This is a genomic window from Actinomadura madurae (assembly GCF_900115095.1).
GTDB lineage: Bacteria > Actinomycetota > Actinomycetes > Streptosporangiales > Streptosporangiaceae > Spirillospora > Spirillospora madurae.
Genome location: NZ_FOVH01000021.1, coordinates 87,917 through 99,931, shown reverse-complemented (window position 1 = coordinate 99,931; position 12,015 = coordinate 87,917). Strand labels below are relative to the sequence as shown.

Here is a 12,015-nt window from a genome sequence, read left to right as displayed (position 1 = left end):
TGGAGGTGGGGGAGGTGGCGGTCCAGGCGGCGGGGAGGCCACCAGTTGGCCTCGCCCACCAGAACCATCAGGGCGGGGACGAGGACGAGCCGCACCGATGGCCTGGTCGACCGCCTGCCGATGGTCGGAGACGATCAATGCACCGCCCGTGACCTGCCGCCGAGCACATGTTCGACAGGACTGACCGAACGATCTAAAATCTGACCATGCGGTCTAATACCGACGCGGGCCCGCCCCTCACCCGCACCCAGAGGGCCCGCCGCGACGACATCGTCGGCGCGGCCATCGCGATCATCAACCGCGACGGCTACGCGGCCGCCTCGATCGACAAGATCGCGCGGGAGGCGGCGACGTCCAAGAGCACCGTCCTGTACCACTTCAAGACGAAGGAGGCGATCAACGAGGCCCTGGTCGGCTCGCTGTTCGGGGACGGCGCGTCCGCCATGGCGCCGCACATCGCCGGGGCCGGGACGCACCCGGAGAAGCTGCGCGCCTATCTGACGTCCAACCTCCGCTACATCGCCGACCACGCGGCCCACATCAACGCGGTGCACCGGATCCTGGAGAACACCGACCTCCGGCCTCCGGGGGATGACCCGGTCGCCTGGCTGGCCCGATTCCTCGCCGACGGTCAGGAAGCCGGAGAGTTCGGCACGTTCGACCCGCATGTCGTGGCCCTGTCGATCCGTGCCGTCATCGACAACGCCTCCTTCTACTTCACGGCCCATGCCGACCTCGACTTCGACCACTACATCGGCGAGATCACCCGGCTGTTCGAGAAGGCGACGCGGCGATGACCGGGGCCTCGGAGCGGCCGGCGGCCAGGACGGCGTTCCGCGCCATCAAGCTGCTGGTCGGCTGCTACGTCGCGGTCAGCCTCGGGGCGATCGCCGTCCTCGGCGTCCTCCACGGCCACCCGTCGGTCGCGCCGCAGGAGGCCTGGGCCCACGCCGTGATCGTGGCCGTCACCGCGACGCTGATGATGGCCTCCTCCGTCCAGGCCGCCAAGGGCAGCGCGTCGGCCTACCGCCGCCTCCGCATCGCCTCGTCGGTCATGCTCGCCGCGATCGTCGTCATCACCGCCATCCCGGGTGATTTCCCCCTCTGGATGAAGTCCGAAGGCGTCTTCTGCGGCGTGCTCCTCTGCGGCGTGGTCGTCATCGCCAACGGCAGGCCGCTGCGGGACGCCTTCAGCGGTTGATCGCGGCCTGGTCGAGGAGGGCCGCGAGGCGGGCGAGGGTGTCGGTGCCGTCCGCGGCGAGGATCGTCCCGTCCGGATCGGTGACGACGGCGTACGGCGGCCACGGGATGCCGTTGGCGTCGAAGACGTCGGGATCGATCACGAGCGGGAGCCGGACGTCATGCGCGGCGAGATGGGCGCGGATCTCGTCCGGCGGCCCCGCGCTCACCAGGACGACCCGCATCCGTCCCGCGACCTCGGTGAACTCGGGGAGCATGGCGGTGCAGAGGCCGCATGACGGTGAGATGAGCGCGAACAGCGTCGGGCCGTCGGTCACCGTCTCCGGTCCGGCCGCCAGCTTGAAGCGTGTGCCCTCGCGCGGGGCGGGGGGCGTCGCGACGGGCGGGAACAGGCGCGGCACGGCCGCGACCAGGGCGAGGGCGAGTACCGAAAGGGGAGGTTGGACGGCGGAGAAGCCGGCCGGTCCCGCGACCACGGCCGCGATGGACAGGAGCAGCAGCAGACCCGTCCGCGCCAGGCTCGCCGGGCCCACCGGCGTCGGACGGTTCGCGCCGAAACACCCGCATTCGACGCTCATCCCCCGCCGAAGGACGGAGACCATCGCGCCCAGGAACGCGGCGAACAGCGCTGCCGCGAGGACCGCACCCCAGCGCCGCGTGATGGGGAGCGCGAGAAGCAGCGCCGCGCCTGTCTCGGCGGCGAGGACCAGGATCGCGGCCGGGACGCCGAGGCGATCCGGCAGGATCCGGTAGCCGGCGATCACCCGCCCGAAGCCGCCGACATCACGGACCTTGCCCGCCACCGCCGCCGCCAGGACGACGATCAGTACCGGCCAGGCCGCCGCGAGCACGGTCATGGCGCCCCCGGCTCTGCGGGGACCAGGTCGTCGCCGAGCTGGTACGCGGAGGCCTGCAACCGGTACAGGTCGGCGTACAGCCCGCCGAGCCGCAGCAATTCGGCATGGCTTCCGTGCTCGACGACGCGCCCGTGGTCGAGCACGTAGATCCGGTCGGCGAAGCGGACGCTGGCGAGCCGATGGGTGATGAGCACGACAGTGCGTCCCGCCGCGTGGTGCCGGATCCGCTCGAACAGCGCGTGCTCGGCGCGGGCGTCCAGCGCGGACGTCGGCTCGTCGAAGATGACCAGGTCGGCGTCCCGGTAGAAGCCGCGGGCGGCGGCGATGCGCTGCCACTGCCCGCCCGACAGGTCGTGACCGCCCCGGAAACGGCGGTCGAGCAGCGCGTCGTACCCGGCGGGCAACTCGCCGACCACCGCGTCCGCGCCCGCCGCCGCGACCGCGTCCGCGAGCCGGTCCGCGTCGGCGGGACGGCCCATCATGATGTTCTCTCGGACGGTCAGCGGCCACCGGGTGTGGTCCTGGGCGATCACCGAGACCCGCTGCCGCAGCGCCTCGCCGTCGATGCCCGCGAGGTCGGTCTCGTCCCAGCGGATCGTCCCGGCGTTCGGGCGGTACAGGCCCGCGAGCAGCTTGGCCAGGGTCGTCTTGCCCGACCCGTTCTCGCCGACGAGCGCGATCACCTCGCCCCGCGCGACCGTGACGCTGACCTCCGACAGCGCCGGCGCGTCCGCCTCCGGGTAGGTGAACGAGACGCGGTCGGCGGTCAGCCGGTGGAACCCGTCGGGCGGTACCCCGGCGGACGGCGGCGGGACCCGGTGCTCGGCCAGCTCGCAGAACTCCAGGTAGTCGCCGAAGTACAGGCCGGCCTCGTACAGCCGGTTGACGCTCTGGACGAGCGCCGTCAGCGACGTCTGCCCCGCCCTGATCGCGAGGACGGCCGCGCCCGCGACCGACAGCGGGATCACGCCGCCCGACAGCATGACGCCCAGCGCGCAGTACGCGCCGACGTTCGCGACACCGGTCATCAGGTCCCCGGCCGCCTTGGTGCGGGTCTGGTCGCGGGCGACGTCCAGCTGGACGCGCTGTTCGAGATCGGCGACCCGGTCGTACTGGCCCAGCAGGAACCCGCGCAACGTGAACGCCCGCACCTCGGCGGCGGGCAGCCGCTCGGCCATCAGGTCCGACAGCATGAACTTGCGCCGACGCGCCGTCGACAGCCGGTGGAACGCCGCGTACCGCAGCCGCGCCACGCGCAGCGCCGCCCAGCCCGCCGGGACCGCCGTGACCAGCAGCAGCGGCGCCAGCGCGGGATGCAGCAGCCCGAGCGCCACCGCGGGCGCCGCCACCCCGACCGCGCCGGTCGTCGCGGTGACCGTCATCTCCACCACGGTCGCCGAGTCGGGGACGCCGCTGTCACGCGCCCGCCGCATCGCGTTGTGGAACTCGTGGTCGTCGAACGCGGTCAGCTCGACCCGGGTCGTCAGCTCGAACAGCCGCGTCTCCGCCGCCCGCTCGACCTGCGGTTTCAGCCGGGCCTGCGCCCAGCCCGCCGCGGTCGTCAGCGCGCCGCGCAGCCCCGCCGCCGCCGCGACCAGCGCCAGCGACGGCAGCGCCGCCCGCACCTTGTCCGGCGTCGGTCCGCCGGCGAACAGCGAGGCGAGCACCTCGGACGTGGCGAGCAGCCCGAACGCCGTGAACACCCCGGCCAGCACGTTGCCGCCCAGCGCCACCGCGCTGTCCCGGCGGTTCGCCCGCCACGCCAGCCGCAGCGCGGCGGCCACGAGCGCGGGCAGCTGCCGGACCATCGTCCCGAGGCCGGCGGACATCAGCTCGGCGTCGTGGGCCTCCCAGTAACGGGTCTCCAGCCCAGCCTCGTCGCTCTCGTCGTCCTTGGCGGGACGGCGCGGCCGGCGCGGCAGCCTCAGCCGCATCCGGTCGATCCCTGCCCCGATGGCCTGCGCCGGGACGGCCCGCGTTTCATGATCACCGGGCCAAGGTAGATCATCACGGAACGGATGTAAATGCCTGGAACAGGGAAGAGTTTCGTGGCTGGACAGTTTGGACAACGTCTGCTCATAATGCGTCCGTCAAGATCATCCGGTGGTCGTGAAGGCGACTCCACCGGATGGTCCGGTGCGGGAAATGGCGCCCACAAAGCGCCGTTCCCCGGCTCACGTCCCCTCGCCGGCCGCCACGAGCGGCCAAGGAAGGAGCCCCCCCATGTCCGTGCTCGCGATCGAGCCCCGCGACGCCGGCGTCCTCGACATCGAGGACCTCGACGTCGATTTCGAGATGGAGCTGATGGAGCTGCTCCACGGGCCGCAGGCCTGCGTGAACACCTGCAAGCGCACGGTGTGCTCCACCTTCCCCTGCTGTCCGTCGATCGTCTGACCCACCCCTGAAGCGGCGCCGGCCCCCGCGACCCGCGGCGGCCGCGGTGGCCCGCGCCCATGCGCCGGAGAAAGGCCACCGGCCCGTCCAGTGACCTTTCTCCGGTCATACACAATTCAACGACACCACGGGGGAGACGAATGGCGACGTCACGTCCCGACAGTGCGGACACGCCGGTTTTCGATGTGCTGGAGTACCTGGCGGGCATTGCCCATGGGAATGGTAGGGAAATAGTCGCGGACGATACGTGGGTCAGCGTGCACGACCCCCGGTTCGACATTCCCGCCCAGGGCTGGAAGCTGCACGTCTCGGCCCGTCCCGGCACCCTGGCCGCGACCCTCGACCGGGTCCTCCCCGTGCTGCTCGACACCGCCTGCGACTTCAAGGCCGCCCGCTCCGCGGCCGTCCTCAGCGACCTGAACTCGGGCGACGGAGACGCCGGCGCGGTCGGCAAGGCCGTCACCGTCTACCCGGCGCAGGACGAGGTCACCGCCCTCGGCCACGTCCTCGCCGAGGCCCTGGCCGGCATGGCGGGCCCGCGCATCGTCAGCGACCGCCGCGTCCGCCCCGACGCGCCCGTCTACTACCGGTACGCCCCGTTCCTCCCGCAGTACAAGGTCGACGAGAACGGCGAGTTCTCGCTGATCGTCGTCGGCCCGTCCGGCGACACCCTCCCTGGCGCCGCGGGAGCCGAGTTCACCTGCCCACCCTGGGCAACCGACCCCTTCCGGAGCGCCCCTTCCGAGGCGGCCGCCGCGCCGGCCGCGGCCGCGTCGGCGGCGGGGGCCACGAAACCGGGCCGCCTGATCGGCGGACGCTACCGGGTGACGTCCGGAGTGATGCGAGGCCCGCGCGGCAGCGTCTACCGAGCCGAGGCCCCGGACGGCCGCCCGGTCGTCGTCAAGGAGACCCGCGCCTACGTCGGCGAACGCCCCGAGGGCTTCGACCTGCGCATGTACCTCCGCAACGAACTGCGCATCCTCCGCGCCCTGACCGGCGTCCCGGGCGTCCCCGCGGCCCTCGACCACTTCCGGCACGGCGAGGACGAGTACCTCGTCATGACCGACGCCGGCACCACCGACCTCAACCGCCACGTCGCCGAGTCCGGCGTGTACAGGGACGACGACCTGACCGCCCTGGCGTCCCGGGTCCTGGAGGTTTTGGACGCGGTGCACGAGCGCGGCGTGGTCGTCCGCGACCTCTCCCCGAAGAACATCGTGGTCGAGGACGGCCGCTGCACGCTCATCGACTTCGGCACCAGCGGCTACGAGGACCTGCAGATGCCCGGCTGGAGCCGCGGTTTCAGCGTCCCCGACCAGCGCACCGGACGTCCGTCCACCCCTGCCGACGACTACTTCTCCCTGGGCGCGACCCTCTTCTACGCGGCGACCGGACTGAACCCCGTCATCATCGACCCCGACCCCGTCCGAGGGGTGGAACGCACCCTCCAGTGCCTGTCCCGGATCTTCCCGAACCCCACGGGCACCGTCGCACTCCTACCCCACCTGCTCAGCCTGGACCCCGCCGAACGAACGTCCGCCGCGGAGTCAATCCGAACCGGCGGCGAGGCGCCGACCCCGCGTCCGTACGCACCCCCAATCCACCTGACCGACGACCTCCTATCCGCGGTCCTCGCACACACCACCCGCGAGGTCATGGGCTACGCGGAACGCCTGATGGAGGGCCCCGCCGACGCCCGCCGCTCCGCACCCCCGGTGACCAACGTCTACGCAGGCTCCTCCGGAGTAGGCATGGAGCTACTCCAACACCCCGAAGCCCGAACGATGGGCCTCGACTTGGCGCACTGGACGGCCGCAAACCTACCCCCGGCGAACCTCCCCCCGTCCCTGTACTTCGGCCTAACAGGAACGGCCATCTTCCTAACCACCGCCGGAGTCCCCTCACCCGGGCAAGTGCAGTTGACCGGCGAGGAACGCGCGGACCAGGCCCACGGTCTGGCAGGCATAGGCACCGGGCACCTCCTCCTGGCGTCCCTCACCCCAGACGGCGACCACCTCGCAACGGCCACTGAATGCGCCCGCCGCCTGCTGGCCGGCGACTTCACCGAGCCGGACGCCCTCCCCGAACAACTCCTTGCATTCGAACCGTCCGGCGCGGGCCTGGACGTCGACACCGCCTACGCCCACGGCGCCGCAGGCGTAGCCGACTTCCTCCTGGCCCACCACCTCGCCACCGGCGACACCGCCTCCGGCGAAGGCGCCCGCGAACGCTTCACCGCCTTGGCCAAGGCAGCCGAACCCCTGACCGACGAGTTGGCCTCCCCCTCCGGCCGTCCCATGGGCGCATCCTGGTGCCAGGGCATGTCAGGCGTGGCAACGGCCCTCCTCCACGCCGCCTCCGCCTACAACGACGACACCTACCTGTCACTGGCCACCCGAATAGCCAACGCCTGCACCCAGATAGCCCCCCGAGCCTGGGTGACGTCCCAGTGCTGCGGCCTAGCAGGCATAGGCGAAGCCCTGATCGACGTGGCCCAAGCAACCGACGACAACACCTACTGGGCCCACGCAGAACAAATAGCCGAACTAATGCTCATCCGATCCGGCGGCCCCCACGAGGCCCCCACCATCCCAGGCAACGACCTAGACACCCAAGCCTTCACCTGGGCAACAGGCACAGCAGGCGTCCTAACCTTCCTACGCCGCCTAACAACCCGCACGCCCTCCCGCCTATGGCACCCCGGATCAGCCACCTGACCCTCCCGGGGACGAGCGGGTGCTATGTGGGTACGGAGCTGTGCGCGCCATCGATGGCGCTCTGAAGCCCTTGAGCGTGGTCACGCAACTCCGGCGGGAGATCCTCGCCAAGCAAGGGGGTCAACCTCTGGCGCGCTTCGTCGATTCGGCCGAGCTCGACCAGCAACATCACCCGATTGAGGTCCAGGATCGGACTGCTCTCCCCGCCGGCTGCGACGTGCTCGATGTCGTCCAAGGCGTCGTCCAGCCGATGAGCCATATGCAAGACGGCCGAGCGCTCCATGCGCAAGGGCACGGAATCGGAGTCCTGATCGAGACCGCGATCGAGGATTCGCAGAGCTTCGGAGATGTCATCACGACTCGCGGCGATGCGTGCCCGGAACACGATGAATCGCTCGTCCGACGTCAGATCCGCCTCGCTCTGATCGAGGACGCGCTCGGCCTCGTCGAGCATGCCGGAGTCGATCAGGACCTCACCCAACAGCGCGAGAGCCTCTTCGTCCGCCGGGTCCATGTCACAGGCGATCCGGAGATCGTCGATCGCGCCGTCGAGATCCCCCTCCTCCCGGCGCAGGAGCGCTCTGTTCTGGTAGGCCTCGGGACCGGTGATGCAATGCTCGATCGCGACATTCAAGTCGTCGAGCGATTCAGACACCCGCCCTGCCGCATGCAGTGCGATCGCTCTGTCAACACGGTACTCCGCGGTATGTGAGTCCTTCTCAACGACGTAACTGAGATCCTCGATCGCCCGGTCGACCTGCCCGACCTTCATATGCAGTGTCGACCGGTTGTCGTGGACGACAACGTCATGCTGCAACTCATCAAGCGTGCCGAACTGAGTGCGGAGGAGCTCAAGATCCCGGTCAAGCAGAGCGATACCACCAGCGAGATCACCGCGATGCATCGAGACCAGTGCCCGCGCATTCAACAGGAAAGCCTCACAATGGCATCGCAAACGCGGGTCTTCGATGTCGACGGCGGCCGCCTCAGCCTGATCCAGCGCAGCAGAGACTTTGGTGAGACTCCGCTCTTCAGGCGGCGCGTATCTCGTGTAGACCATGGCCCTGACGTAATGACCGGTCACATGCAGGGCAGGATCGCTCCGCTCCTTGAGAGCGGAATCAAAGACGGAGAGTGCCGCGTACGGCTGCTCGGTCTGGAGGAACGCCATGCCGTAAGCGTTCAGCGCCGCATGGTAGTCACTGTCGCTCTCATCTGCTGAAGCCCCGGAGGCGAGGAACTGCCGACCGTACCTCAGAGCAGCCTCGTAGTGACCCAACCCAGCCGCATCGATCAGAAGCCGCCGCAGGTGAGACCTGGCAGCATCAGGCGAGGTACCCCGCAGAAGATGAAACACCAGCGCAGCACGAGGGTGCGATCCATCAATGAGCTCTGCGGCCTTGGCATCGTGCCATGACCGACGCTCCCCCGCGCCGGCCAAGCGGGGCATCTCAACCATCTCCGCCGCCTGCACATCGGGATAGAGCCTCGCCTCACCGCCATCACTCCGGCGGCGAGCGATCCGGAGCCCTGTCGAAGACCGGCGGACCCGCCGGTCGAGGGCATCCAGCAACTCGCGATCGGTCTCATCCGCCAGCTCCGCATGGCAGACCTCAATCGACAGGTCCGACAGAACTCCGTCCGCCACAAGGAGCTTGGCCAGCTCATAGCAAACGAGCCTCACATGGCTTTGCCCGTAAAACCTGGTGCGCCAACGCGGGTCGACGGTCAAGCTCAGAGGCAATATCGAAGGGTCCATGTCCATCGAGGGCACGCCGATGAACGCACGAACGATGTGTTCCTTGATGCTGATCGGTCCACCTGAACGGGCCGCATCCACGAGAGCAAGCAACCGCCGCCCGAGGGTGAACGGCCCGTCCAAGTCGTGACCGGCGCACACACGAATTGTGTCTCTCATTGTGATCACCGGTCCCTGCGAATCAGAAAATGTAGCCGAACCTCAGCGACGTCATCCGTCGCATCCGGTTGCTACTCACACTCGTCCGCAGCACGATGTTCACCCCCCTCCGACAAACCGTCACCAGGCATGAGAAGCCGCGCCCGCACCCAACAGGAGACTGATACCAGCCAACCCTACGCGCCCTCAGCTTCAAATCGGCTTCATCCCAAAAACCACAAAAGTAGACCCAGTCCGACAGCGGCGAACTCACCAACTCGTTCGGCAATCCCTAACCGGTCACCAACTTCATTTAACAGGCAGTCGAAAAACCGTCCCTTGACAGTGGCTTCCCGTTTGGCTGCCCAAGGGGGAGTCCAAGGTAACTCCAAGCCTCTCTCTCGCCTGCCAATTCAACGTCGGGGCGGCGAGATTTGAACCCACGACCTCTTCGTCCCGAAGGACAAATTGTACGTTTTCTGCGGCTCGCAGATAAAGCTTGATCTCTGTAAAATCCCAGGTAGATGGCCTGTTCGGCTGCCGGTGAATGATCTCCAGGGTCACGCCATCACTCGCAGTCCGGGGTCAAACGAGGGTCAGATGATCAAACCTGAGAGGCAGGAAGCCCATGGGGCAGACGCGCAAGAGAGTGGGTAAGGACGGCAAGCCTCGCTACACGGCCTACTACGACGACATTCGCGGCCAGCGAAGGTCTGTCGGAACCTTTGCGAGCAAGAAAGAAGCGGACAAAGCATGGCAGCGCGCCGAAGTGAAGGTCTCGGAAGGTCGAACCGGAGAACCTGCCCGCGGAAGGCAACGATTCATAGATTACGTCGAGAACACCTGGCTCCCGAACCACGAGATGGAGGCCAGCACTCGGGAGGGTTATACCTACGCCATCCACAGGCACCTCATGCCGGAGTTCGGTGGCATGAGGATGGTCGACATCCTTCCCGAGCACGTCCGAGCTTGGATCACCAAGCTCAAGAACCAGGGCATGAAGCCCGTGACCATCCAGTGCAACAAGATCATCCTCAGTGTCATCTTCACCACGGCACTGGACGACCAGGTCACCTACCTACACCCCTGCCGTGGGGTGAAGTCTCCGCCCATCGCGCGCAAGCCGCTCCAGATCGTCACGCCTGAGCAGTTCGACGATGTCTACAACGCCCTCCCCGAAGGCACCTTCCGCCTCCTCGCCGAAACCGAGATCGAGAGCGGCCTCCGCTGGGGCGAGCTCAGCGAGCTGCGTCCCAGGGACCTCAACCTCAAGACGCGCATCCTCACGGTCAGCCGCACGGTCGTGGAGCTGAACCCGAAGTTCCACCCGGAAGGCGGCCACTTCCTCGTCAAGGACTACCCGAAGGACAAGGAGTACCGCCGCTTCAAGCTCAGCGCCCAGATGACCGAGAAGCTCGAAGAGCACATCAGGGCGGCGCGCCTCACCCGAGACGACCTCTTCTTCCACATGCCACCCCAGGACAAGCCCCGAGCCCGCATCACCGAGATCCCAGACCCGGAGACCCTCGGCCGAACCGAACCCACGAGAAGGGCCGCACCTACAACCACCGACTCCCTGCCGTCCTGGGCCAGCGAGGGCAAATTCCATCTGTGCCTCTGGCCGAGCGGCCCACTTCACTACATACCCTTTCATCTCCTCCTCTCAGACAGCCGCCCTGTGGCCGATGACTGGACCGTCACGCAGGTCCCCAGCCTGGCCTTCCTCAGCCACACGACCCGGGCCGAACCAGCCCGGGTACTGGCCGCCTTCGCCTACGACAGCGGCGGGACCGACACGCTCGAGCCGCACACCGCGCGGATCGCCGCCTAAATGGGCAGCGTCGAACCGGTCCTTGGAAAGGACGCCACCGTGCGCCGGTTCCTCCAAACGCTTCCTGGAGCCCGTTACATACACGTGGCAGCCCACGGATCCCACAACGAGTGGGCTCCGTGGTTCCAGTGCTTGTATCTGGCCCCAGACTCAAACAACGGCGATGACGGGCAGGGTCTTCGCCCACGACATCCTCAAAACCGATCTGCGCGGCGTCGAGCTGGTCACGATGAGCGCCTGCGAGTCAGCTCTCGGACGTTTCGACATCAATGACAACCTGCACGGCCTGCCGGCCGCTCTCCTCTCGGCTGGAGCCGCCGCCATCGTCGGCTGCCTCTGGCCGGTAGCTCCCGACGTGGCCACAAGCTCCCGGCGAACAGCCGATCGCGTGGTCGATCTCCGCCCAAGCGCCGGACCGTTCCCGTCAAGGGCTCCACTCAGCTGAAGCTGACCGCCAAGCTCATGTTCGTCGAAGCCGACGTCGAATACGCACCGCCACAGGACGGCCGCGAGAAGCTCTTCGTGGTCGGCATGGGCGAACATGACAGCGACCCCGAGTGGCGCTTCAACGCCACCGATGCCTCGCCCCTCGTCGGAGACGAGACACTCGCGCTGATTGTCAGAGTCCCCGCCGGAGCTCCGGCACGAGCTGAGATCATGATGAGCGCGAGCGTCAAGCAGCGCCGTCTCGGACTCATCCCCTACCGAGCCGAACTACCCTCCGCGGTGCAGACCATCCACCTCCGGTGATCCAGGTGGGGCAAAGCGCGGCAGATGGAGGCCGTAACCCGCGAAGCCGCCGAGCGCCCCGGCACGAACCTTGCAGGTGTATCTCCGGATCCGGCTGCAGAGCCCGTCAGTACACATTCGGCGTGCCTTAACCGGGTCAACCACCAATCGTGCTGAGCAACGAGCACACCGCCTACCGATGTTTCCACCCCCGCCGACTTGGCCGACCCAGAAGTCATCGCCGAGACCGCTCGGCCAATCCGGAACTGGACCGCATGAAGCTGGCAGATTCCATCTGTGGAAGCGAATAGAAGAGGATTGGCGGAGTTAAGTCACCGCTCTGCCTGTCAGATACCCTTGAGACGGTTGCCTATGCGCTTGAGGTCGGCT

Annotated in this window: 10 protein-coding genes; 7 read left to right on the top strand and 3 right to left on the bottom strand. The window is 68.0% G+C overall.

Features of this window, described 5'->3' with window-relative positions; translation table 11 throughout:
* Window positions 1-206: 206 nt before the first annotated feature.
* Window positions 207-797, top strand: a complete 591-nt coding sequence (locus BM339_RS40230; RefSeq protein ID WP_083598439.1) for a TetR/AcrR family transcriptional regulator — start codon at window positions 207-209, stop codon at window positions 795-797.
* Entirely contained in the window at window positions 794-1,201 is a 408-nt protein-coding gene (locus BM339_RS40225) for a hypothetical protein (protein ID WP_075024267.1), read from the top strand. Before BM339_RS40230 ends, BM339_RS40225 begins: the two co-directional genes overlap by 4 nt.
* Here the strand turns inward: BM339_RS40225 and BM339_RS40220 are convergent.
* Window positions 1,191-2,057 carry a MauE/DoxX family redox-associated membrane protein gene (locus BM339_RS40220; protein ID WP_075024266.1) on the bottom strand — a complete coding sequence of 289 codons (867 nt, stop codon included), beginning with the start codon at window positions 2,055-2,057 and terminating at the stop codon, window positions 1,191-1,193. The two genes, BM339_RS40225 and BM339_RS40220, sit on opposite strands and share 11 nt — an antisense overlap.
* Window positions 2,054-3,991, bottom strand: a complete 1,938-nt coding sequence (locus BM339_RS40215; protein ID WP_075024265.1) for an ABC transporter ATP-binding protein — start codon at window positions 3,989-3,991, stop codon at window positions 2,054-2,056. The genes BM339_RS40220 and BM339_RS40215 overlap by 4 nt, the downstream gene beginning before the upstream one ends.
* 289 nt (window positions 3,992-4,280) lie before the next feature.
* Between BM339_RS40215 and BM339_RS50375 the strand changes: the two genes are divergently transcribed.
* Window positions 4,281-4,451 carry an SflA family class IV lanthipeptide gene (locus BM339_RS50375; protein WP_021591459.1) on the top strand — a complete coding sequence of 57 codons (171 nt, stop codon included), beginning with the start codon at window positions 4,281-4,283 and terminating at the stop codon, window positions 4,449-4,451.
* 59 nt (window positions 4,452-4,510) lie between these two features.
* Window positions 4,511-7,168, top strand: coding sequence for a class IV lanthionine synthetase LanL (gene lanL, locus BM339_RS40210; protein WP_337959950.1), 2,658 nt, complete (start codon window positions 4,511-4,513; stop codon window positions 7,166-7,168).
* A gap of 22 nt (window positions 7,169-7,190) precedes the next feature.
* Here lanL and BM339_RS40205 read toward each other — a convergent pair whose 3' ends face one another.
* The gene (locus BM339_RS40205; RefSeq protein ID WP_177287897.1) at window positions 7,191-9,050 is read right to left on the bottom strand and encodes a tetratricopeptide repeat protein; all 1,860 of its coding nucleotides are present in this window, start codon (window positions 9,048-9,050) and stop codon (window positions 7,191-7,193) included.
* Between the two features lie 643 nt (window positions 9,051-9,693).
* Between BM339_RS40205 and BM339_RS40200 the strand changes: the two genes are divergently transcribed.
* The 3 genes from BM339_RS40200 to BM339_RS40190 all read left to right on the top strand — a co-directional run bounded on the left by BM339_RS40200 (window position 9,694) and on the right by BM339_RS40190 (window position 11,646).
* The gene (locus tag BM339_RS40200) at window positions 9,694-10,896 is read left to right on the top strand and encodes a tyrosine-type recombinase/integrase (RefSeq protein WP_083598436.1); all 1,203 of its coding nucleotides are present in this window, start codon (window positions 9,694-9,696) and stop codon (window positions 10,894-10,896) included.
* Between the two features lie 163 nt (window positions 10,897-11,059).
* Window positions 11,060-11,341: a CHAT domain-containing protein gene (locus BM339_RS50370; RefSeq protein ID WP_075024262.1), complete on the top strand. Its 282-nt coding sequence runs from the start codon at window positions 11,060-11,062 to the stop codon at window positions 11,339-11,341.
* 17 nt (window positions 11,342-11,358) lie between these two features.
* Window positions 11,359-11,646 (top strand): hypothetical protein, encoded by a 288-nt coding sequence (locus BM339_RS40190; protein ID WP_075024261.1) that lies wholly within the window; start codon window positions 11,359-11,361, stop codon window positions 11,644-11,646.
* The last annotated feature ends 369 nt before the right edge of the window (window positions 11,647-12,015 follow it).

What these genes read in the sequence shown, in the direction of transcription:
- BM339_RS40230 (WP_083598439.1), top strand. Translation starts at nt 207, where the DNA reads ATGCGGTCTAATACCGACGCGGGCCCGCCCCTCACCCGCACCCAGAGG.
- BM339_RS40225 (WP_075024267.1), top strand. Translation starts at nt 794, where the DNA reads ATGACCGGGGCCTCGGAGCGGCCGGCGGCCAGGACGGCGTTCCGCGCC.
- BM339_RS40220 (WP_075024266.1), bottom strand. Translation starts at nt 2,057, where the DNA reads ATGACCGTGCTCGCGGCGGCCTGGCCGGTACTGATCGTCGTCCTGGCG.
- BM339_RS40215 (WP_075024265.1), bottom strand. Translation starts at nt 3,991, where the DNA reads ATGCGGCTGAGGCTGCCGCGCCGGCCGCGCCGTCCCGCCAAGGACGAC.
- BM339_RS50375 (WP_021591459.1), top strand. Translation starts at nt 4,281, where the DNA reads ATGTCCGTGCTCGCGATCGAGCCCCGCGACGCCGGCGTCCTCGACATC.
- lanL (WP_337959950.1), top strand. Translation starts at nt 4,511, where the DNA reads ATGCGCCGGAGAAAGGCCACCGGCCCGTCCAGTGACCTTTCTCCGGTC.
- BM339_RS40200 (WP_083598436.1), top strand. Translation starts at nt 9,694, where the DNA reads ATGGGGCAGACGCGCAAGAGAGTGGGTAAGGACGGCAAGCCTCGCTAC.
- BM339_RS50370 (WP_075024262.1), top strand. Translation starts at nt 11,060, where the DNA reads ATGACGGGCAGGGTCTTCGCCCACGACATCCTCAAAACCGATCTGCGC.
- BM339_RS40190 (WP_075024261.1), top strand. Translation starts at nt 11,359, where the DNA reads ATGTTCGTCGAAGCCGACGTCGAATACGCACCGCCACAGGACGGCCGC.